We start from the raw sequence: 24,428 nt of genomic DNA, 5'->3' as shown, positions 1-24,428 counted from the left end.
TACAATAGCATAAATATTGATGAGGTGAGAGATGTTCTGGGTTTTGGCAAGTATCAATGAAAAAATTAAATTTTTGTTTTTTGTGTTATTTGGAGTGGTTTTCTTTTTGCTGGCCATTGTAAATGCCAAAAGAATAGATGGAAATTCCTATAAATATGCAGTGTTGTACCTGGTGGCAGTAATAATTTTTTCATATTTAATACTGAAAATAAAGAATAGATGGCTGTTTCTGATAGGACTATCAGCGTTTGCTATGGCTTTGAGATTGGCATGGATATTTTTGGCCGATACCCAGCCGGTGTCGGATTTCAGTCTGTTAAACAGAGCGGCAAACCTGATTCTGGAAGGTAAATATTCGGAAGTAAAAGCTATTGACTACTTTAATGTCTGGGTGTATCAACTAGGGTTTTCTGTTTATTGCGCTGTTTTATACTTTGTATTCGGAAGCAATATTTTGGTTGTCAAAGTGTTTAATGCCCTACTATCTGTCGGCATTGTAATGATAGTATATTTTATCACTGCGAAAATTTTCAATGAAAAAGCAGCTCGAATTTCAAGTTTTCTTTATGCAATTTATATTCAGTCGGTTATATTTAATTCACTGCTTACCAATCAGATTATTTCTGCATTTTTTATATATTTAGGTATATTGATTATCGCTTATGGAAACGGGTGGTTTTGGTATCTGCTTTCGGGAATTTCGATAGCAGTAGGACATATTATGAGACCTGAAGGCAGCTTTACATTATATATGATTGTTATATCAATTGTGACATATAATATTTTAAATCGGCCGAAAAAAAGGGAAATGTTCAGTAAGAGGAGGAATATAGAATCTATTGGTATTGTCTTGATGCTTTCTAAAATTGCAGTATTGGTGCTGGCTTTTAATTTAACTGTTCAACTGTTCAGTTACTCGCTGAAAGCAGCAGACATTACCGATTATAATTTTGGAAACCGCAATGTATATTGGAAATTTGTACTTGGCTTAAATTCTTCCACAAATGGGGGATATTCCAATGAAGATGTAAAAATTCTTAATGAATATCCCGTAGGGGAAGAGTTATATCGTGCTGAAAAGGAGGTAATCCGCGAAAGGCTCAGCAATAAACAGGAATTAATAAAACTAATGATAAGGAAATTCAATATTATGTGGACCCATAATGACAGCAGTATTCAGTTTATATATCCGGGTACCCAATTGACTTCAAGCCAAATAAACCATATTGTGGGCTTTGAGAAGATCCAGTTTACATTGCTTATGTTTTTGGTATGCTTTACGGTTTTTATGTCAATAAAAAGCAAAATGAACGACTTGAACTTGTTCATAATAATGGTGCTTATCTCAGCCAACTTTGCCGTATATTTGCTGATTGAGATTCAAACAAGATACAGATATTTTATTATTCCTGCATTTTTTATATTGTCAGGATATTGTATGGCTGCAATAACGGAATATGTCGAAGGTGGTTTCAAACCTCGCAGCAGAATTGATTTCTTGCATTAAGGACAAGATATTTTATGTTGATTTCATAATGAATGTCTACTAAAATAATAATAGAAGGATTTTTATGTTCTTAAATTAATATACTTCAAAAAAATTTGTCATTCTATCAGGCAACGCCCCCTAAGAACTACTAATTCATCGAATTAATATAAGAGGATATTAAAATAAAATTTATTTCTCCAATTTACAGCATTGTGAAATAAAGATACCTTTAGATTATTACTTGCTTAATATTTTTATTTTACTTTGGCAAGTTTAAATATAATGTAGAAAATTTTAGAGGGGAGAGATTTTATGAAAATAGGCAGAAGAATTATTGCGTTTGCCGCAGCACTGATGCTTGCTGCTTATTGTTTGGCAACAACCAATAAAGTAGAAGTGCAGGCGGTGGACACAAATAATGATGACTGGCTGCATTGCGAAGGAAATAAGATTGTCGATATGTATGGAAACGAAGTTTGGCTTACCGGTGCAAACTGGTTCGGATTTAACTGCAGTGAAAATGTTTTTCATGGCTCATGGTATGATGTTAAGACTATTCTATCCAGTGTGGCGGACAGAGGTATAAACTTCTTGAGAATACCTATTTCCACAGAGCTTCTGTACAGTTGGATGATAGGAAAGCCAAACAAAGTTTCAAGTGTTACAGCAAGCAATAATCCGCCTTATCATGTTGTGAATCCCGATTTTTATGATCCAGAAACCGATGGACCTAAAAACAGTATGGAGATATTTGATATCATAATCGGATACTGTAAAGAGCTTGGAATAAAAGTAATGATTGATATACACAGCCCTGATGCCAATAATTCCGGGCACAATTATGAATTATGGTATGGCAAGGCCACAGATACAGCAGGTGTGGTCACCACCCAAATGTGGATAGATACATTGGTATGGCTTGTAGACAAGTATAAAAATGATGATACTATTTTGGCTATAGATTTGAAGAATGAACCTCATGGAAAGCGTGGCTATACCGGAAACAAATGTCCTTCCGATATAGCTAAATGGGATGATTCCAAAGACGAAAACAACTGGAAATATGCCGCAGAAAGATGTGCTAAAGCAATACTTGAAGTGAATCCAAAACTTTTGATAGTTATTGAAGGTGTTGAGCAATATCCCAAAACTGAAAAAGGATATACATATGACACTCCAGATATCTGGGGCGCAAGTCCAGAGGAGTCTCCATGGTATAGTGCATGGTGGGGCGGCAACCTTAGAGGAGTTAAAGACTATCCTATAGACTTAGGTCCATTAAACAGCCAAATAGTATATTCGCCGCATGACTACGGTCCTTCCGTTTATGCTCAACCATGGTTTGAAAAGAATTTCACAACTCAGACATTATTGGATGATTACTGGTATGATACTTGGGCATATATACATGATCAAAATATTGCACCCCTTTTAATAGGTGAGTGGGGCGGACACATGGACGGCGGAAAGAATCAGAAGTGGATGGAATTGCTCAGAGATTACATTGTAGAAAACCGTATCCATCATACTTTCTGGTGCATAAATCCTAATTCCGGTGATACCGGTGGATTGCTCGGAAACGATTGGGCTACATGGGATGAAGCAAAATACGGACTTTTGAAAAAAGCTTTATGGCAGACTAAAGACGGTAAATTCATAGGTCTTGACCATCAAATTCCTCTTGGCAAAAACGGTATTTCATTAGGTGAATACTATAAGACACCTCAAGTTCCGACACCGACAACGTCTAAGACTCCTACACCAACACCGGTTATTACTCCTACACCGGTTATAACTCCGACACCTTCAAATTATTTGCTTGGAGATGTTAATGGAGATAATGAGTTTAATTCCGTGGATTATGCATTGCTAAAGATGTATTTGTTAGGCATGGGAACTCCGGATTATCCTTTATGGAAAGAAGCTGCCGATATGAACAAAGACGGAAGAATTGACTCAATAGATTATGCGCTTATGAAAAAGACGTTGTTGGGAATAAAAGACTAATTTGAGCTTGACAGCAGGTTGTTTTATATATGTAACATTAACAATAAGTCCACCGATTTTTGGTGGACTTATTGTATTTCTTGCTTGATTTATACTGTACATATTCACTAAAAATTGATTCAGTCTTAATTTTCAATTTGGCTCTTTTATCATTGACAGATTGTTTCCGATATACTATAATTATCGTAATTCATCAATTTATAACTTTAACTTGATAAAGTATTAAAGTGAGGTGCGTAAATTGACTAAATGGAAAATATATACTCCTGAAGGCGTTCAGGATATTCTTGTAAATGAGTGCTTTGTTAAAAGAAATCTTGAAGATAAGATTAGAAAGGTGTTTAGAAGTTCCGGTTTTTATGAAGTTGAGACTCCCATTGTTGAGTTTTACGATGCGTTTCTTGCGGAGGATGGAATTACTGCTCAGGAGACCATGTTTAAGTTTTTCGACCAACAGGGACGAATACTGGTTTTGAGGCCGGAAATTACAATTCCCATAGCAAGACTTGCGGCAACCAAATTTAAAGATGTAAACCATCCGCTAAGATTTTGCTATATAGGAAATGCCTTTAATTATAAAGAATTGGGTGGAGGAAAGCAAAAGGAATTTACCCAGGCAGGGGTTGAACTTTTAGGAGTAAATTCGCCGGAGGCTGATGCGGAAATAATTGCAACGGCAATAAAAGCGGTGAAAGCTTGCGGACTGGAAAATTTCCAGATAGATATAGGTCAGGTGGATTTCTTCAAAGGTTTGATGGAAGAAACGGGACTTTCTGCTGAAGAGACGGAGCAAATGAGGGTTCTCATTGACCGGAAGGACTATCTTGCAGTGGAGGAATTGGTAAAGACACATAATATCAGAGAGGATTTAAAGGAACTGGTACTGAGTCTTCCAAGATTGTTTGGCTCTTTGGATGTTATTGATAGGGTTGAAAAATATTCCCTTAATGAAAAGTCAATAAACGCCCTCGAAAATTTGAGGAAAGTACTTAAAATCCTGGATGATTACAAGCTTAGCAAATATGTATCAATTGATCTTGGAATGGTGCAAAGCCTGAATTACTATACCGGAATAATTTTCAGAGGCTTTACCTACGGTGTGGGATTCCCGATTTTAAGCGGAGGAAGATATGACAATTTAGTGGAAAAGTTTGGGAAGAATAGTCCCGCTACCGGATTTTCTTTGGGGATAAACATGATAATGATGGCTCTTGAGCGTCAAAAGATTGAAACTGAAAAACCTTCGATAGACAGCCTTATATGCTATAAAGAAGAAGGCAGGAAGACCGCCTTTGAGGTTTGCCAGGCTTTAAGAAATCAGGGACTTGTCATTGAGATGGATGTTACGGGAAATGGAATAGATGAATTGAAACAATATGCGCGTATGAAAGGAATAGGTGGCATAATAAACATTCTTGATGACCAGAAGATCGAAATACATAATATTGAAGAAAATCAAATTTCAACTGTTACTATGGATGAGCTTTTAAGGAGGTAAGATATGAGATATTTAACGGTGGCATTGTCAAAAGGAAGGCTTACAGAGCTTTCAGTAGAGCTTTTTGAAGCTATTGGGTTAGATTGTACTGAACTTAAAGGTTCATCAAGGAAGCTTATTTTAACTGATGAGAAAAATAAAGTTAAGTTCTTCCTTGCCAAGCCAAGCGATGTGCCAACTTATGTTGAGTACGGGGCTGCGGATTTGGGAATTGTGGGGAAGGATACCCTTCTGGAAGAGGGAAGGCACTTATATGAAGTATTGAACTTAGGATTTGCGGCGTGTAGAATGGTGGTGGCAGGTCCTGCCGAACTTCAAGGTAAGCTGGATCAACTAAACAATATAAGAGTGGCAACAAAATATCCCCGAATTGCAAGGGAATATTTTGAACTGAAAAGAAGAGAATCTATCGAGGTAATCAAGCTGAACGGTTCTGTAGAACTTGCACCTTTGGTAGGATTGTCGGAAGTTATAGTTGACTTGGTTGAAAGCGGAAGGACACTTAAAGAAAACGGATTGGTAGTACTGGACCACATTGCCGACATAAGCGCAAGGCTGGTGGTAAATAGAGTAAGTATGAAGATGGAAAGCGAACGAATAAACAATATAGTGGACGGTATAAGAAAAGAACTGGAAAAGAGGTGACGCAGAATGATACAGTTTATAGATTTGAGAGCAAACAAAGACAGCGATATTTTCAACAAGCTTGCATCCAGAAACCAGATTGAATATGGAGATATACAGGACAGGGTTTCAGATATTGTCAACAACGTTAAAAAGAATGGAGATAATGCTGTTTTTGAGTATACTGCCCTGTTTGACAAGGTTGAGCTTACTTCAGATAATTTGAAAGTTTCTCCTGATGAGATAGAAAAAGCTTATGGAAAAGTAGGCAAGGAACTTATAGAGGTAATTAAAAAGGCCAGAAATAATATAGCAAAGTTCCATGAAAAACAGTTGGAAAAGTCATGGTTTACAACGGGTGAAGATGGTGTTATATTAGGGCAACTTTATAATCCCATTGAAGTAGTTGGTATCTATACTCCAGGCGGAACTGCAGCATATCCTTCATCGGTTCTTATGAATGCTGTTCCGGCTAAGGTTGCAGGGGTAAAGAGGATTGTAATGGTTACTCCCCCGGGAGGAACTGACGGAATCAATCCTGCCATCCTGGTGGCAGCTAATGAGGCTGGTGTAGACGAGATATATAAAATTGGCGGTGCACAGGCAATTGCGGCACTTGCTTTTGGAACAGAGTCCATTCCTAAAGTAGACAAGATCGTAGGCCCTGGGAATATATATGTTGCATTGGCAAAAAGGATGGTCTATGGATATTGTGATATAGATATGATTGCAGGACCAAGCGAAATAATGGTTGTTGCCGATGAAACGGCAAATCCAAAGTATGCAGCCGCGGATATGCTTTCACAGGCTGAGCACGATGCACTTGCTTCGGCTATTTTAGTAACTACGTCGGAAAAGATAACTGAAGAGGTAAAGCGAGAATTGGAAATACAGCTTAATAAACTGCCGAGGAAAGAAATAGCTGAGAAGTCCTTGAAAGACTTTGGCGCAATTATACTGGTTGACGACATAGATAGTGCTGTCGATGTTGTAAACAGGATTGCACCGGAGCATCTCGAACTATGTGTGAGTGAACCTTTCAGTCTCATTAGTTATATAAAAAATGCCGGGGCGATTTTCTTGGGGAATTACTCCTCGGAACCATTGGGAGACTATTATGCAGGACCTAACCATGTTTTGCCTACAAGTGGAACGGCAAGGTTTTTCTCACCGCTGAATGTTTCGGAATTTATGAAAAAATCAAGTATTATATCCTACTCAAAAAAGGCTTTGCAGCAGGTAAAAGATGATGTGATAAAGTTCGCTGAGGCAGAGGGGCTTAAAGCGCATGCCAACGCTATTAGAGTGAGGTTTGAATAATTTTTATCTATGACAGTGAATCTGTGAAATGATAAGTTCTAAAGAATCATGAATTTTCCGGTTACATTTTGGTATAAGCGAAAAAGTGAAGAACGTAAGTAACAATATTTTTAGAAAGGGGAGAGAACATTGATACGTGATTTGATAAGATCTGAACTTAAAGATTTTGTGCCGTATACTGCCAATCAAGTGCCCTATAGAGTAAAGCTTGATGCCAATGAAAGTCCGTTTGATTTACCGATGAGTGTAAGAAAAAAGCTTGCTGATATAATAATGGAAGGTCCAAAGCTGAATTTATATCCCGATACCGACTCCATTGAACTTAGAAAGACTTTGTCAGCTTACTGGGGAGTTGACATGGAAGGTATTGTAGTGGGAACAGGTTCGGATGAGCTGATACAGGTGTTGATAAATACCTTTGTGGGCAAAGGTGATAAGGTGGTTTGTCCTGTGCCTTCCTTCGGAATGTATAAGATAACTACCATAATCGGAGGCGGAAGTACTGTAGAGGTGGCTTTAAAGGAAGAAAACGGCTTTGAGTATGATATAGATGAGTTTATAAGTAAAGCTAAAAACGAGAAGGCAAAGATGGTTATTCTTTGTTCTCCCAACAATCCCACAGGAAATTTACTTTCCTTAAGGGATATTGAGAAAATTTGCTCCATGTGCCCTAATACCGTTATAGTTGTTGACGAAGCCTATGCAGAATTTTCAGAGGAATCGGCGGTAGAACTTTTGCCCAAATTTGAAAACCTCATTATTCTGCGTACATTTTCAAAAGCTTATGGGCTTGCCGGTATTCGGTGTGGATATTCATTAAGCGGTAAGGCAATGGCAGATGAAATAAACAAGGTAAAACCTCCCTTTAATATAAGTTCTTTATCCCAGCTGGTTGCCAAATTGGTTTTTGAAGAAAGGGAAGAAATAGACAGAAGAATAAAATATTTAACTGAGCAAAGAACGTATTTGGCAGAGGAGCTCAAAAAGATTAAGGGAGTAACAATTTTCCCGTCAGGCGCCAATTATATTCTTGTAAAGTTACCTGATGCACAAGCTGTGGCAAAAGAACTTGAGAGAAGGGGAATTCTTGTAAGAGGCTATGGTGACCCTGTACTCAGCAAATATATAAGAATTACTGTGGGCAGTAAGGAGCAAAACGATATATTGCTTGAGGAACTTGCAAATATTCTTGCTTCTAATTAATATTTTTGATTATGTTGAAATCAAATATATTTATATTGAAAATAAAACTAATTTTTAATTTTAAAGAAACATGTAGTGGAATTAAAAGGCTTGTTTTGTTATAATAAAAAATATTTATAATGATGTGTGTGGAGGCAACTATAGAATGGAAAGAAAAGCTCAAATCAGCAGAAAAACCGGCGAAACCGATATAAAACTTACCGTAAACCTTGACGGTTCGGGCAAGAGTAATATTAATACCGGAGTGGGTTTTTTGGACCATATGCTTGACCTATTCACAAGACACGGACTATTCGATTTGGAGGTCAGTGCAAAAGGGGATTTGCATGTTGATGCCCATCATACCGTTGAGGATGTGGGAATAGTGTTGGGACAGGCCATAAAAGAAGCTTTGGGAGACAAAAAGTCCATTAGGCGCTACGGTTCATGTTTTGTGCCAATGGATGAATCTTTAGCACTTGTGGCACTGGACTTGAGCGGAAGACCGTTTCTGGTATTTGATGTGAATCTTCCGGCCCAAAAGCTTGGAATCATGGAAACGGAACTGATTGAAGAATTTTTTAGGGCAGTTGCTTTTAACGCAGGCATGAATTTACATATCAAGCTGTTTTACGGTAACAACACACATCATATTATTGAAGCTATTTTCAAGGCTTTTGGAAGGGCATTGGACCAGGCGGTATTTATTGATGACAGAATAGAAGGGGTTATGTCTACAAAAGGCTTATTATAGGGCTTTTTATGGATTCCTTGTTGAAAATACCTATTTGGATTGAATAGATGAAATACCTAAAATTCGTACGTAAACACTAATTTTGAAGTTAAATATAATAAATTTATTCTATAAATTTTATATGTAGGAGTGTAAGGGATTATGCTGATAAACGATACTGATTTTATTAAATTACCGTTACATGTTAAAGGTAAGGTTAGAAATGTTTACGACCTCGGAGATAAGCTTCTTATAGTAGTTACCGACAGAATTTCAGCTTTTGATGTGGTTTTCCCCAATCTCATACCCAATAAGGGAAAAGTACTGAACAGTATTTCAGAGTTCTGGTTTAACTACACAAAGGACATTGTTGACAACCATATGATTACAACCGATGTAAGTCAATATCCTGAAGGATTGTCACAGTTTAAGGAAGAGCTTCAGGGAAGGTCAATGCTGGTTAAGAAGGTAAAAATGGTTCAGGCAGAGTGTATAGTTAGGGGATATCTTGAAGGATCAGGACTGAAAGAATATAAAGAGACAGGCAGTATTTGCGGTATAAAGCTTCCTGAAGGTTTAAGGCAGGGAGACAAACTTCCGGAACCTATTTTCACACCTTCAACAAAAGCATCCGAGGGGCATGACCAAAACGTAAGTTTTGAAGAACTCTGTAAAATAATTGGAACAGATCTTGCCAACCAGCTTAAAGAAGTAAGTCTTGCTTTGTATAACAAAGCAAGCAAGTATGCCGAAAGTAAGGGAATTATCCTTGCAGATACCAAGTTTGAATTCGGATTTTTAGATGACAAGCTGGTTGTGGCTGATGAACTGTTCACTCCCGATTCGTCAAGGTTCTGGGATATGAAGGAGTACGAACCGGGACGTCCGCAAAAGAGTTTTGACAAGCAATTTGTCAGAGAATATCTTGAATCTATAAATTGGGACAAGAAGCCACCGGCACCTGAATTGCCGGAGGATGTAATCAGGAACACAGAGCTTAAGTACATAGAGGCATATGAACGTTTAACCGGCAAAAAGTTGGGTTAATTAACAGGCACTCCTTTTAATGGGGAAAGGTACTTTGTATTTACATCCTATTGGTATTCCCTGTTAAATGGAGTGTTGGTTGTTTTATGGATTTTAAGTTTTTTAGTTTGGAGTGAAAGTGCTTGATTGCAGTTATAGATTATAAGGTGGGAAATCTAAGAAGTGTTGAAAAAGCTTTACATTTTATTGGATATGATGCTCAAGTTTCCTCAGACCACGATTTCATATTGAGTGCTGATGCGGTGATATTGCCGGGAGTAGGGGCATTTGCCGATGCTATGAACAATCTTGAAAAACTCGGCATGAGGGATGTTATACTATCTGTAATTGAAAGCGGCAAGCCTTTTTTGGGTATATGCCTTGGAATGCAGCTTTTATTTGAATGCAGTGAAGAGGGCGGAGATAATGTTCAGGGACTGAGCGTTTTAAAGGGAGCAATTCGCCTGCTTCCGCAAAATATGAACTTAAAGGTGCCTCATATGGGATGGAATCTGCTTGATATAAAGGGTAATTCACCGTTGTTTAGCGGTTTGTCTAAAGCGCCGTATGTCTATTTTGTCCATTCTTATTATTTGGACACTCCCGATGAAGATATTGTAATAGCCCGCACCAGCTATGGAATTACTTTTCCTGTTGCAGTTCAAAAGGGAAATGTATTTGCAACTCAGTTCCACCCTGAAAAGAGTGGAGAGGTGGGGCTTGAGATGTTGAGAAATTTTGCTAAACTAGCCAAATTGGACAAAAATTGTAACTGATACTTCATAATAAAATCTAATTATTAAAGTGTCTGAGGAAAAGATGACATGGTGAATTCTAAATAGTAGAGAGACTAACAATGTCAAAGGCACTGATGTAATCAGGAGGGTTGGACAATGATTATTTATCCTGCAGTGGATATAAGAGGAGGAAAATGCGTAAGACTTACGCAAGGTGAATTTAACAAGGAAACCGTTTATTCCGATAATCCTGTGGAGATGGCACTTAAATGGGAAAAAACCGGTGCCCAGTATCTTCATGTGGTAGATTTGGATGGTGCAAGGACAGGAATGTCACAAAATATTGATGTTATTGGTGAAATAGCTGAAAAAGTGAAAATTCCGGTCCAGTTGGGCGGAGGTATTCGTACCATTGAAATAATTGAAACATTGCTTGGCAAGGGTATTGAAAGAGTAATTCTCGGAACTTCGGCCGTTAAAAATCCTGAGCTTGTTAAACATGCCGTAAAGACTTTTGAAAGCAGAGTGGTTGTAGGCATAGATGCAAAAGACGGAATGGTGGCCATTGAAGGATGGGAAAAAACAAGTGAGTTCAAGGCAATAGATTTTGCCAAAAGGATGGAGGACATAGGTGTAAAAACCATTATTTACACTGATATTTCAAGAGACGGAATGTTGAATGGGCCTAATTTAAGAGCTATGGAAGATATGGTTAAAGCGGTGAACATTGATATAATAGCTTCCGGTGGAGTAGGCAAAATTGAAGATATCAAGAACCTGAAAGAAACAGGAGTTTCCGGCGTAATAGTGGGAAGGGCTTTGTATACCGGAAATGTAGATTTGAAACAGGCAATCGAAGTGGGCCGGTAATAGATTGATTTAGAAGATGTAATTGGTTGTTACAGTAGGGAGTGATTTGAAATGCTGACAAAACGTATAATTCCCTGTCTTGATGTACATGCTGGCAGAGTCGTTAAAGGAGTTAATTTTGTAAATATCAGGGATGCCGGTGATCCGGTGGAAATAGCCGCATATTACGACAAATCCGGCGCTGACGAGTTAACTTTTTTGGATATTACAGCAACTTCCGATGCAAGGAGCATTATGCTTGATGTTGTAAGCCGAGTTGCCGAGCAGGTGTTTATTCCCTTTACTGTCGGTGGAGGTATAAGAACTGTTGAAGATTTTAGGCAGATACTTAAAGCTGGCGCGGATAAAGTTTCTGTAAACTCTGCTGCTGTAAGAAGACCTGAATTGATATCGGAAGCGGCAATGCGTTTTGGTAGCCAATGTGTAGTAGTGGCGATCGATGCGAAAAGGCGCAGTGACGGATCCGGATGGGATGTTTATTTAAACGGCGGAAGGATTAATACAGGTAAAGATGCCATAGAATGGGCAATTGAAGCTGAAAAGATGGGAGCTGGAGAAATTTTACTTACAAGTATGGATTGCGACGGAACAAAGGATGGATATGATATTGAACTGACAAGAGAAATATCCGAAAGTGTAAAAATACCTGTGATAGCTTCAGGCGGCGCGGGAACTATGGAACATTTCTATGAGGCATTGGTTGATGGAAAAGCGGATGCTGTACTTGCTGCCTCGCTATTTCACTTTAAAGAGATAGAAATAATGGATTTGAAAAGTTATTTAAAACAAAGAGGAATTGAAGTAAGAATGTAACGAATAAAATTGGGGGATAGATAATAATGAGAGAATTGTTGGAACAGATTAAATTTGACAATAATGGGTTGGTTCCTGTAATAACTCAGGACTATAAGACAAATGAAGTGCTTATGATGGCTTATATGAATGAAGAGGCATTTTTAAAATCGATAGAGACCGGTAAAGTACATTATTTCAGCAGAAGCAGAAACAAGCTCTGGCTGAAGGGGGAGACCTCAGGACATTTTCAGATAATTAAGTCCATCAATTTAGACTGTGACGGTGATGCCTTATTGATTAAAGTAGAACAAATTGAAGCAGCTTGTCATACAGGACACTACTCCTGTTTTTATAGAGAACTTGGTAAGGACGGCATAAAGGAAACTTCCGAAAAAGTGTTTGATGAAAAGAGTGTGTACGGAGATAAGTCAAAAATACTCAAGGAATTGTATGATGTTATAGTTGACAGGAAGATAAATCCGAAAGAAGGCTCATATACCAACTATTTGTTTGACAAAGGTATTGATAAGATACTGAAAAAAGTTGGGGAAGAAACTGCTGAAGTTATTATTGCTTCAAAAAATCCCGATAACGGTGAAGCTATATATGAAATTTCCGATCTTATATATCATTTGACGGTTTTGATGGTTGAAAGAGGAATTACTTTTGACGATATATTTGATGAACTCAGAAAGAGAAGGTAGTCATCCTTTGGAGGTGTAGTCTTGGATAAATACAAACTGGAACGCCTGCTTAAGAGGGAAGAAGGTCCAAAGCTTGATTTTAAAGCGACACTGAATCTTTCCACAGAAAGCGAAAAGAAGGAACTGACGAAAGATGTTATAGCAATGGCAAACTCAATAGGCGGAAGGGGTTATATAATTTTCGGGGTGGAAGACAAGACAAAGAAAATAATCGGAATAACTCCTCCCGATTATAAGGAGGAACAGGTTCAGCAAATCATATATAATCGCTGTGATCCGCCAATCCCCATATCTCTGGACTTTATAGACTATGAGGGTAAAACATTGGCAGTTCTGACGGTTTATAAAAGTCATCACAAACCTCACCAGATGATTCAAAACGGTGCTTTTTATATAAGGAGAGGTTCCACCACTGACATTGCCAGGAGAAATGAGCTTGCAAATATTTTTCAGGAGCAAGGACTTCTTAACTATGAGACGGTTGTTTTAAAGAATGTTCCAATGAGTGAGATTGATAACAACCTTTTGCGCAATTTTTTTCAAACATTGAATGTATTCAGTGACAATCCCAGTGAGATTATCCTTGAAGCATTGGGTATAGTTGGGCAAGCGGTTGAAGGAGAAGGGTACCATCCTACAATTGGTGGCCTTTTATTATTTGGAAAAAATCCCTATATTTATTTGCCTCAAGTGCATATAAAGGTAATATATAGGACAGAAGTAAAAATGTTTTATGGAGGCATACTTACAATGCTAGACGAGGTTTCCGATTATTTAAGGGGAGTGATAGGCACTGAGAAATATCCCTTCGAAGCGTTGGAAGAGGTAATTGCCAATGCTCTTGTACACCGTGATTACCTGGACTTTTCCAGAGGAATTACCATATCGATTACCGATAAAAATATTGAGATAAGTAATCCCGGTGCCCTAATTGCAGAAAACACTGTTTATAAATTCATAAAAGAAAAGAATCCTATCAGAAGAAATCCTTGGCTTTATCAAAGGCTTCTAACTTTTGATCCCAAAAAACGTTTTATGAAATCGGGTATGGGAATGGCCAGGATTAAAACAGCTTTTAAAGACATGGGAAAAGTAAAGTTTGTTAATATTGGATCCCAAAACCTGTTTATAGTCATATTACCACTCGTACCCAAAGGCTAATTTGGGTTTATTTGTATTTTGCTTTTTTTAATTTATTTGAGGTTAAAAACGCTGTAATTCTTTATTTCGAAGCATTACTAAGAAATTAATATTGTTGATAGTTAGGATATTGTTTGATATAATTTTGCCATCTATTTACTATAATATAATAATTTATATTAGGGGGAAGACAAAATGTTCAATTTTAAGAAGTTGTCGTTGTTTTTACTTGCTGCATTAATTGCTGTTCAGTTTATTCCAGGAAGTCGTGCCAATGTTTTTGCAGACACAGGAAGTAATTTTGTTTATGGGGACGTAAATGGAGATGGCAGTGTTGATTCATTAGACTTAATAATTTTGCAGAAATATGTTTTGGGAAATATTGATAAGTTCCCCAGTGAAAATGGAGTTAAGGCAGCTGATTTGGATGTAAATGGTGTGGTAGATTCCATAGATTACGAATTGTTTAAGCAATATTTGACTGGTAAAATTAAAGATTTTCCTGTAAATAACTCACCGGCGACATCACTAATAGCACAATCGACTCCAATTCCTTTAGAGTTAAAGGATAACAATATAGTATCCTATAAATCATTCAATGTGTCTCTGGGCAATTCTATTGGCTCTGTACCACGGGAAGAATCACTATCCTATAACTGGAGAGTAATTTCACAACCTTCAGAGAGCAATGCTTTAATAGATAACCCCTCCATTAAGAATCCGAATTTTACTGCGGACACGGCAGGAGATTATGTATTGGGGGTAACTGTTAGCAATAGAAGGGTTACAAGTGACGAAAAGACATTGAATGTAAAAATTAAGGAATTTGGTGCAACAACCGATGATATTGACGAAAATGCCTTTACCAAAAATTATTTAACAGGTTACGATTTCAGTGACTATATACCTCTTTCCGATGGATGGATAATTGTAAAGAGTAAAGCATCAAATAAAGTTATATTCCTGAATGTATTTACAGGTACCCACGGAAAAGAGTTTGTTGTCGATGGTACACCTGACAGGATGGAATTTGACTTTGAAAGGGAAATTTTATTGGTTAGCCTTAAGGATAATAATTCCATTGCAAAAATAAATATGAAAACTGAAAAAATTACATACATAGATATAGGCAATAATATTGTTGATATAACTTTGGGAGAAAAAGGAATTGTTTTTGTTCTGGGAGTAAATGGGACTGGTAGAGTAATTTATGTTGTTGATATCATAAAAGGAAAAATAAAAAACAGTATAAGTGTGAAAGAGAAATATGGCATAATGGTTTACGATAAGGAAGAAAACAATTTGATTGCCGGTGAACTAGGATACAGTCCTAGCACTTTGGGCAGATACTCCTTTGATGAAAATACTTTCAGCTTGGAAACACAGCAGATTAGTAATGATGTTGGTTCTAACGGACAGGATTTGGCAATATCCGTTGACGGAAAGCATGTTGCTTTCTCATGTGGCGGAGGAAATGGAAAGGGATATACCATATTTGATATTGACAGTTCGGATATTAACAAAAAATTTGGTGAATGGGATATAGGAGCATATCCAAGATCAGCGGATTTTTCACTTGATAGTAAATATTTGGTTGCTTCAAATGGTTTTGAGGTAAAAATATTTAATGTAGAGAATCACAAAGCGATAGGCGTTGTAAGCAAGGCTTCCGGCAGTAAGTGCAATGTTTCTTTTTCAAGAGGAGGCAAAATTGTATATGATGCGGGAACAGATATACTGTATATAAACCAAAGCGGTATTATTCAAGCAGAAGTTGAACCGCCGCAAGTACTGCAAAGTCCTACTGCCCGTACAACAGGCGATAGAATTGCTTTAAAAGGTATTGAAGTAAACTTAGATGGAAGTGCAAGCGATAAGGGAAGCGGAACTTATATTGAATACGAATGGGCAATAGTTTCAAAGCCAGGAAATAGTCAAGTTGTGATAGAAAATGAAAATATGGTAAAAGCTAACTTCGCACCTGATATGGCAGGGCAGTACTGTATATCGTTGACAGTATCTAATGAAGCAGGTGAAAGCGAACCGGCTTTTGTGAATATAACTGTTCAGAATATAAGTGATACTGTTGATATAATTGAAAGCATTGAAGAAGGATATCTTGAAGGGTATCTTCCGATAAAACCGATTGCCTTGCCGAGTGGTTGGATTATTGCCGCAGATACAAGGAATGTAGTAAAGATTATCAATGTAATGACCAAGGAAGTTATTGCTCAATATCAAGTTTCTGCTATACCTAACAAATTGAGTTACGATTTTGAGAATGACAGAATAGTTGTATCTCTAAAATCGGATAAAAGGATTGCTGTTATAGATATCAATGAGGATTCTGTTTATTACATTGATACTCCATATTCTTACAACGGGATAGTGTATGGAGAAGAAAATATTGCTTTTGCTATTTCGGATGATTGGCCTAAGGGGTATATTAGTATAATTGATATACAAGAGAAAAAAGTGCTGAATTCTATTGAGGTCAGCGTATATAAATCAGGGTTAATTGAATACGATCCTATATATAATAATTTGTTCTTTGCCGACTCCGGTACAAGTCCGAGCAGTCTTTACAGATATTCCTTTAATGAAGTTACAAAAGAACTTAAAATTGAGCAGAAAATTAATAATGCCGGTGGAAACGCAAGAGATATGAATATTTCAAACGATGGCAAGCATTTAGTGTTATGTTGTGGCAGCGGCAATGGAGATGGATATACCATATTTGACTTCGATGCCACAAATCTTGAAAGGAAGTTCGATGAGTTTGATACCGGTGCATATCCGAATTCCGGTGCATTTTCAAACGACGGTAATTATTTTATAGCTTCAAATGGCTCAAAACTTTTGTTGTTCGATGCTAACAATCACAGTTTGATTAATACTATAAAATCCGGTTCATACGCAGCAGCTTACGATAAAGTATTGTTTTCAAGAGGAGACAATATAATATATAATATAGTAGAAAGTCGTATTTATTACTACAAAAATCCGATATATTAGTTTTGAAGCACTGTTTAGAATACTATAACTAGATAACTTATATCAAAGAGATCGGATTGAGAAATGAGAAGAATATTATATTGAGAAACTGAATTCAAACAGATTTACATGTTTTTCGAAAAGTAAAGTGAAATGAAGGTGATTGCTTTTCGAAAAACATGTATTTTATTTTGCAAGCAGCTTACTTGTTGAAGTTTGAAGATGAAAAGTGAAAAGTTTTTTCTGAAACGTTTATTTATAAGAGAAACGTTTATATAAAAGACGAACAATAATAGGATCTAAAATTCACAATTAAAAGTGAAAATTAAAGTAATTTGATGAATTAAGAATTAATGAGAATCTAATTTCTTTCTATTGACTCAAAATGATAAAATATCGAAAAAATGAATGTTTGATATAAAAACGGGTAATATAATATTATTATTATTGTGATTAGCACTCACTTTAAGTGAGTGCTAATAAATTGGTACATAACCATTTTAAAATAAAATAAATATTAGAGGAGGTTCTGTTTATGACATTAAAACCTTTAGCAGATAGGGTAGTAGTAAAAATGGTAGAAAGCGAAGAAACTACGAAGAGTGGTATAGTATTACCCGGTTCGGCAAAAGAAAAGCCACAAATGGCTGAAGTAATAGCAGTAGGTCCGGGTACTGTAGTGGACGGAAAAGAAGTAAAAATGGAAGTTAAAGTAGGAGATAAAGTTATAATAAGTAAATATGCCGGCACTGAAGTTAAATTTGATGGTCAGGAATACACAATTCTTAAACAGAGTGATATCTTAGCAATAGTTGAATAAGATTATAATATCTAAAAATTTTGTTATCGCCATTTCTACAAATTTGATATGTCCGGTTTTATGAAGATATTGTATAGCGGTCCGTAGCTTAAGTTTTGTTTTAATATTCCCCCTATGCAATCTGTTTTGTTTTTAGAAATGGTCTAATCCTACTATTAAAAATATATTAAGGAGGTTTATGATTTATGGCAAAAGAAATAAAATTTGGTGAAGATGCTAGAAGAGCGCTTGAAGCTGGTGTTAATAAATTAGCAGACACAGTTAAAGTAACCCTTGGTCCTAAAGGAAGAAATGTTGTTTTAGATAAAAAATTCGGTTCTCCGATGATCACAAATGATGGAGTTACAATAGCAAAAGAAATTGAACTTGATGATCCGTTTGAAAATATGGGTGCACAGCTTGTTAAAGAAGTTGCTACAAAGACAAATGATGTAGCAGGAGACGGAACAACTACAGCAACACTTCTTGCACAGGCAATAATAAGAGAAGGCTTGAAGAATGTTGCAGCTGGTGCAAATCCGATGATACTCAGAAAAGGTATAGCTAAAGCTGTTGATGCAGCAGTTGAGGGAATTAAAGAAGTTAGCCAGAAAGTAAAAGGTAAGGAAGACATTGCAAGAGTTGCAGCAATTTCAGCTAATGATGAAGTTATAGGAAACCTTATTGCTGATGCAATGGAAAAAGTTACAAATGACGGTGTTATAACTGTTGAAGAATCCAAGACTATGGGAACAAGTCTTGAAGTAGTTGAAGGTATGCAGTTTGACAGAGGTTATGTATCTGCATACATGGTTACTGATACAGAAAAAATGGAAGCTGTTTTGGATGATCCGTATATTTTAATCACAGATAAAAAAATCAGCAATATTCAGGAAATCCTTCCTATATTGGAACAAATCGTTCAGCAGGGCAAGAAACTTGTTATTATTGCTGAAGACGTTGAAGGTGAAGCACTCGGTACATTAGTAGTTAATAAATTGAGAGGAACATTTACTTGCGTAGCTGTTAAAGCGCCAGGATTTGGTGACAGAAGAAAGGCTATGCTTCAGGATATAGCAATATTAACTGGTGGAGAAGTTATCTCCGAAGAAGTTGGTTTGGACTTAAAAGAAACTAAACTTGAACAGTTAGGTAGAGCAAGACAGGTTAAAGTACAGAAAGAAAATACAATTATAGTTGACGGTGCAGGCAGTCAGGAAGAAATTAAGAAGAGAATTGCTTCTATAAAAGCACAAATTGAAGAAACAACTTCAGATTTCGATAGAGAAAAATTACAGGAAAGACTTGCTAAACTTTCCGGTGGTGTAGCAGTTATCCAAGTTGGTGCTGCAACAGAAACTGAAATGAAAGAAAAGAAATTGAGAATAGAAGATGCTTTAGCTGCTACAAAAGCTGCTGTTGAAGAAGGTATTGTAGCAGGTGGAGGAACAGCTTTAGTAAATGCTATTCCAAAAGTTGAAAAATTGTTAGACACTGTATCCGGAGATGAAAAGACAGGTGTACAGATTATTTTGAGAGTTTTGGAAGAGCCTGTTAGACAAATAGCTGCAAATGCTGGTCTTGAAGGTTCAGTTATAGTTGAAAAGCTCAAATCAAGTGAACCTGGTATAGGATTTGATGCTCTGAATGAAAAATATGTAAATATGATAGAAGCTGGTATAGTTGACCCTGCAAAGGTTACAAGATCTGCATTGCAGAATGCAGCATCAGTTGCATCAATGGTTCTTACAACAGAGTCAATTGTTGCCGATAAGCCTGAAAAAGAAGCCGCAGGTGCTGGAATGGCCGGCGGAATGGGCGGCGGAATGGGTGGAATGTACTAATCTCCTAAATTATACAAAATATAGCCCAAATAAAAAGAAGACCAATGAGATAAATTGGTCTTCTTTTTTTAAAAAATTTTTATTTAAAATTAAATTTAAACCCCCTAAAAAATTTTTGGGCTGCGAATAAGTATAATAGTTAATAATATGAAAATAGTATAAAAGAATTTACAATATAAAAAATTACGATATATAAGATTTGCTGAAAATTACTGGTTTAATAAAAGAATATTATGTAATTGAATATTTCCGGATTTAAACGATGTATAATTTAATAGTTGATAAAAGTTTGTTTCTTTTATATAATTAAAATTAGTAGGATCTTATTATAAAATTAATATTTTAATTAGTAACTAATATTTCTATTGTTCTTTCTATGAACATATCAAGTTATATTTGTTGTATTTCATTTCAGCAAGCAACATTTCAATGTATTTATATCTAATTTTGGCAATTAACTTGCTCTTTTGGTGGAATATTCCTAGCTAAATATTATAGTTTGCATAATATAGGTGTATTATGCTTTTTATTGTCAATTTTGCTATGTTTATTTACGAGTCAGTTCGAAATCTTTGTTAAGGGGGGTTAAAAAAGCAAATTGATATCGAACTGTTACGTAAAAAATGTATAAAAATTTATAAAAAAATATAAATAATATGGAGGTAGAGTATGATTTACAATAGGGTGAAGAATGCCAACAAATTAAAATCAGTAATAGCTGCATTCGCAGTTACTACTCTTTTAACGACATCTATACAGCCCGCGGTGTATGCCGGTGAGGACAACCATCCAGAATTGCCGCCTTATCAAAAGGATTTGCTCTATGAAAGAACTTTTGATGAAGGACTTTGCTATCCATGGCATACCTGTGAAGACAGCGGCGGAGTTTGTGACTTTGATATTAAAAACGGAGCTTTGGTGCTGAAAATAACAAATCCTGGTCAAAATGAATGGAGCTGTCAGATGCGCCATAGAGGTATAACCCTTGTGCAAGGACATACATATACTGTGCGTTTTAAAGTATGGTCTAACAAGAATGGTGCTAAAGTATACGCTAAAATAGGAATGCAAGGTGAACCGTATACCGATTACTGGAATAATCAGTGGCAAAAGATAGATTTGACTACATCTCCAAAATTAGTTCAAGCGGAATTTACAATGAACAGTGCAACAGATGAAACTGTTGAATTCACATTCCATGCTGGTGGTGCTCTGAATACAGCAGGTACAGAAATTTACTTTGATGATATTTCATTGTACGATCCTTTGCATGATAAACCTGTAATTGAGGTTTTGGAAATGCCTGATGTAAGGGTTAACCAGGTTGGTTATTATCCTAACAGAGCTAAGAAAGCTACTGTTGTTACTAATTCCACATCTCCGGTGGGCTGGACTCTTTATGACAGCAGTGGAAGAGCAGTAAAGACTGGTACCACTAAAGTAAAAGGTTTAGACAAAGATTCACAGGATTATGTACATATAATTGATTTCTCAGATTTCACAACACCTGGAAAGGGATACTACTTCAAGGTTGATACAAACAGCAGTAAGAATTACAGCCACAAATTTGATATATCAGAAGACATACTTTCTGATATGAAAATGGATGCAATTAAATACTTCTATCACAACAGAAGTGGTATAGCAATAGAAATGCCTTATGCGGGAAGACAAGACCTTACTAGACCTGCAGGTCACATTGGCGTTTATCCTAATTTGGGAGACACAAACGTTCCTACATGGCCTAATACAGGACAAAAGAACTATTCTCTTGATGTAAGCGGCGGATGGTACGATGCCGGTGACCATGGAAAATACGTTGTTAACGGTGGTATTTCTCTCTGGACTATGTTGAACCAGTATGAAAGAGCAAAGAAGGATAATGTTCTCCACCTTGCTCCATATAAAGACGGTTCAATGAATATTCCTGAAAGTGGCAATGGACTCTACGATATTCTTGATGAAGCAAAATGGGAAATGGACTTCATATTAAAGATGCAGGTACCGTCAAGCAAAGATCCGGATTTAGCTGGAATGGTACATCATAAAGTACATGACGAATCATGGACTGCATTGGGATTATTACCACATGAAGATCCTAAACAGAGATATTTGCGTCCTGTAAGTACAGCTGCAACATTGAACTTGGCTGCAACTGCTGCACAGGCTGCACGTATCTGGAAAGACATAGATCCTTCATATTCCAATAAGTGCTTGCAAGCTGCTGAAGCTGCATGGGAAGCAGCAAAGAAACATCCGAAGATTTATGCGCCTAATGAACAACCTGGTGGAGGACCATACAATGACGAGTATGTAGAAGATGAATTCTACTGGGCTGCTTGTGAGCTCTTTATCACAACAGGTAAATCTGAATATAAGGATTACATTAAGTCATCGAGACACTACCTCGAAATGCCGTCAATTTTATCAAGCGGTGAAGACGATGGTCTCTATGGATGCTTCACATGGGGTAGCACTCAAGGATTGGGAACAGTTTCCCTTGCACTTATACCGAATGATTTGGGAGAATCCGAAATCCAAAAAGCTAGACAGAATATAGCAAAAGCAGCTGATGTATGGCTTGCAAATATTGAAGAACAGGGATATGGATTGCCAATTAAAGCAGACAGGAACGGCAACTATCCTTGGGGTTCTAACTCATTCATATTAAATACTATGATAGTATTCGCTTATGCGTATGAATATACAGGAGATACCAAGTACCTGGATGGAATGACATCAAGCATGGATTACATTTTAGGTAGAAATGCTCTGGATCAGTGCTATGTAACTGGATACGGTGAACGTCCGCTTCAAAATCCTCACCACAGATTCTGGGCATACCAGCTTAGCAAGAAGTTCCCGAAACCACCAGCTGGATGTGTTTCCGGAGGACCGAACTCGAACTTCCAGGATCCAACTATAAATGCTGCAATGAAGAAAGATACTCCACCACAAAAATGCTTCATGGATCATATAGACTCCTGGTCAACAAACGAAATTACTATAAACTGGAATGCACCATTTGCTTGGGCTACAGCTTACCTTGATGAAAAAGGAAATACTCCTAGCAACGGAGGAGGAACTAATCCGGGTGGTGAAGATATAGTTCTTGGAGATATTAACTTTGATGGTGATATAAACTCAATTGACTACGCATTATTAAAAGCTCATTTGTTGGGTATTAACAAGTTAAGTGGAGATGCACTTAAAGCAGCAGATGTTGATAAAAATGGAGATGTAAATTCAATCGACTATGCTAAGATGAAACAGTACTTACTCGGAATATCTAAAGAGTTTTAATAGCTGATTGGTAATATTTTAAGCAGGAGTTTAGGCATATGCTTAGACTCCTGCTTTTTATTTTTAAACTCAATTAGAGATATATTTTCGGCGCTTCTAGATTTTTGGGACTTTCTCCTTAAAAATTTAGTACTTCACATAGTTTTAAATTAATTATAGAATATTAATATAAGCTAAAAAATGTCTATAATTATAGTAAAAAAATAATTCTTTCGTAATTTACATATTTATATTTCCGATACTGTCTGTCAATATTTCATTTTTACTTAATACATGGATTTCCGAAGGAGATAGTTTATGAGTGTTATAACTGTTGACAGTCATGAATTGTTTGAAATTATTCAGTATGTAAATCTTATAAAAGCCAAGTTTGATACTGATAAAGTGTGGACTGTATATCCTGTTTTATACAGCAGTTTTGATAGTATTGATATTATTTCAGGTCAAAGTAATTTATCCCATCTATCCGTTGGAAATAAAGCAAACTTTAAATTTCAAAAACATGGATATGAATATATTGTAGAGGGAGAGATTTCCGATATCAGTTTAAAGAGTTCATCTACTATTACAATAAAATTCCATAATGCTAAAAAATATTATAACCTTAGAAAACATGTACGCTTTGATGTGGAACTGTCTTCTCAAATATCAGAGATTGGTTCTTGCAAAGAAACGAACAATAAACAGTATTTTGAAGCTACCATATTGAATTTAAGCAAGGGCGGTGCAATGGTAACTAGCAGTGCCAATTTTTCTGTTAATGATATTATAGAAATATCTACTGCTTTTGCATCCGGTAATAGTTTTAGAACCAGAGCCCAAATATTAAGAAAGCAAAATACTCAATATGGAGGATATAGCTACGGTATTCAATTTATCAATACATCGGAAGAAAACATAAAAAATTTGAATATAGAAATAACAAAACTGGAACGATCTTATTTTAATTCGCTTAGGGATTATAAAAAATCGCAATCGGCTTTTGATACTAAATTTGCCATATTTAGCACCGATACAGATGAAAGCTATGATATTAGGGAAGCTTTAGTAAAATTAGGAGCAGAAAATTTCGATGTTGTAAATAACTTTAAATTTTACTTTGGCTTTATATCGGAAGAAAAACCTAAGTTTATAATTTTTGATTTGAGTTCAATGGATGAGCATATAGATGAATTAATTAAAAATATTAAAAATGATTTTCCGGAATTGGATGTTTTATTGATTTTGCCATTAGATCATCAGGAAAATGAAGAGTTTAGTCATGTTATAAATGAACACGATGTGTTATATAAGCCATTGATTTATAATGAATTTGAGGATAAAATAATAAAGTACTTGTAATTAGAATTTTGGGAGGAACGTA

Annotated in this window: 18 protein-coding genes; all 18 read left to right on the top strand. The window is 36.3% G+C overall.

The window, feature by feature from the left end; all coding sequences use genetic code 11:
- The first annotated feature begins 31 nt into the window (after positions 1-31).
- The 18 genes from CLOCL_RS19220 to CLOCL_RS19135 all read left to right on the top strand — a co-directional run bounded on the left by CLOCL_RS19220 (position 32) and on the right by CLOCL_RS19135 (position 24,406).
- Positions 32-1,507, top strand: coding sequence for an ArnT family glycosyltransferase (locus tag CLOCL_RS19220; protein WP_014256874.1), 1,476 nt, complete (start codon positions 32-34; stop codon positions 1,505-1,507).
- A 294-nt stretch (positions 1,508-1,801) separates the two neighbouring features.
- The gene (locus CLOCL_RS19215; RefSeq protein WP_014256873.1) at positions 1,802-3,496 is read left to right on the top strand and encodes a cellulase family glycosylhydrolase; all 1,695 of its coding nucleotides are present in this window, start codon (positions 1,802-1,804) and stop codon (positions 3,494-3,496) included.
- Between the two features lie 241 nt (positions 3,497-3,737).
- On the top strand, positions 3,738-4,994 hold the full coding sequence (hisZ, locus tag CLOCL_RS19210) for an ATP phosphoribosyltransferase regulatory subunit (protein WP_014256872.1): 1,257 nt from the start codon (positions 3,738-3,740) through the stop codon (positions 4,992-4,994).
- A gap of 3 nt (positions 4,995-4,997) precedes the next feature.
- Positions 4,998-5,639 (top strand): ATP phosphoribosyltransferase, encoded by a 642-nt coding sequence (hisG, locus tag CLOCL_RS19205; protein WP_014256871.1) that lies wholly within the window; start codon positions 4,998-5,000, stop codon positions 5,637-5,639.
- A 6-nt stretch (positions 5,640-5,645) separates the two neighbouring features.
- A complete protein-coding gene (hisD, locus tag CLOCL_RS19200; RefSeq protein ID WP_014256870.1) occupies positions 5,646-6,938 on the top strand; it encodes a histidinol dehydrogenase in 1,293 nt (430 codons plus the stop codon).
- A 129-nt stretch (positions 6,939-7,067) separates the two neighbouring features.
- Positions 7,068-8,141 (top strand): histidinol-phosphate transaminase, encoded by a 1,074-nt coding sequence (hisC, locus tag CLOCL_RS19195; RefSeq protein WP_014256869.1) that lies wholly within the window; start codon positions 7,068-7,070, stop codon positions 8,139-8,141.
- 145 nt (positions 8,142-8,286) lie between these two features.
- Complete coding sequence (hisB, locus tag CLOCL_RS19190) at positions 8,287-8,874, top strand: imidazoleglycerol-phosphate dehydratase HisB (protein WP_014256868.1); 588 nt, start codon at positions 8,287-8,289, stop codon at positions 8,872-8,874.
- Between the two features lie 141 nt (positions 8,875-9,015).
- Positions 9,016-9,900 (top strand): phosphoribosylaminoimidazolesuccinocarboxamide synthase, encoded by an 885-nt coding sequence (locus CLOCL_RS19185; RefSeq protein WP_014256867.1) that lies wholly within the window; start codon positions 9,016-9,018, stop codon positions 9,898-9,900.
- Positions 9,901-10,022: 122 nt separating this feature from the next.
- Positions 10,023-10,655, top strand: a complete 633-nt coding sequence (gene hisH / locus CLOCL_RS19180) for an imidazole glycerol phosphate synthase subunit HisH (RefSeq protein WP_014256866.1) — start codon at positions 10,023-10,025, stop codon at positions 10,653-10,655.
- Between the two features lie 117 nt (positions 10,656-10,772).
- Complete coding sequence (gene hisA / locus CLOCL_RS19175) at positions 10,773-11,486, top strand: 1-(5-phosphoribosyl)-5-[(5-phosphoribosylamino)methylideneamino]imidazole-4-carboxamide isomerase (protein WP_014256865.1); 714 nt, start codon at positions 10,773-10,775, stop codon at positions 11,484-11,486.
- 51 nt (positions 11,487-11,537) lie between these two features.
- A complete protein-coding gene (hisF, locus tag CLOCL_RS19170) occupies positions 11,538-12,299 on the top strand; it encodes an imidazole glycerol phosphate synthase subunit HisF (protein WP_014256864.1) in 762 nt (253 codons plus the stop codon).
- Between the two features lie 26 nt (positions 12,300-12,325).
- A complete protein-coding gene (gene hisIE / locus CLOCL_RS19165; RefSeq protein WP_014256863.1) occupies positions 12,326-12,985 on the top strand; it encodes a bifunctional phosphoribosyl-AMP cyclohydrolase/phosphoribosyl-ATP diphosphatase HisIE in 660 nt (219 codons plus the stop codon).
- 21 nt (positions 12,986-13,006) lie between these two features.
- Positions 13,007-14,146, top strand: coding sequence for an RNA-binding domain-containing protein (locus CLOCL_RS19160; RefSeq protein WP_014256862.1), 1,140 nt, complete (start codon positions 13,007-13,009; stop codon positions 14,144-14,146).
- 174 nt (positions 14,147-14,320) lie between these two features.
- Entirely contained in the window at positions 14,321-17,140 is a 2,820-nt protein-coding gene (locus CLOCL_RS19155; RefSeq protein ID WP_014256861.1) for a dockerin type I repeat-containing protein, read from the top strand.
- A gap of 514 nt (positions 17,141-17,654) precedes the next feature.
- On the top strand, positions 17,655-17,939 hold the full coding sequence (gene groES, locus CLOCL_RS19150) for a co-chaperone GroES (RefSeq protein WP_014256860.1): 285 nt from the start codon (positions 17,655-17,657) through the stop codon (positions 17,937-17,939).
- Positions 17,940-18,124: 185 nt separating this feature from the next.
- Positions 18,125-19,762, top strand: a complete 1,638-nt coding sequence (groL, locus tag CLOCL_RS19145) for a chaperonin GroEL (protein WP_014256859.1) — start codon at positions 18,125-18,127, stop codon at positions 19,760-19,762.
- A 669-nt stretch (positions 19,763-20,431) separates the two neighbouring features.
- Positions 20,432-23,065, top strand: a complete 2,634-nt coding sequence (celK, locus tag CLOCL_RS19140) for a cellulose 1,4-beta-cellobiosidase (RefSeq protein ID WP_014256858.1) — start codon at positions 20,432-20,434, stop codon at positions 23,063-23,065.
- Positions 23,066-23,362: 297 nt separating this feature from the next.
- The gene (locus tag CLOCL_RS19135) at positions 23,363-24,406 is read left to right on the top strand and encodes a PilZ domain-containing protein (RefSeq protein ID WP_014256857.1); all 1,044 of its coding nucleotides are present in this window, start codon (positions 23,363-23,365) and stop codon (positions 24,404-24,406) included.
- Positions 24,407-24,428 lie beyond the last annotated feature (22 nt).

The sequence above is a fragment of the Acetivibrio clariflavus DSM 19732 genome, assembly GCF_000237085.1.
GTDB lineage: Bacteria > Bacillota > Clostridia > Acetivibrionales > Acetivibrionaceae > Acetivibrio > Acetivibrio clariflavus.
Note: the sequence above shows the minus strand (reverse complement) of the source record. Positions and strands in the feature narration are given on the sequence as shown.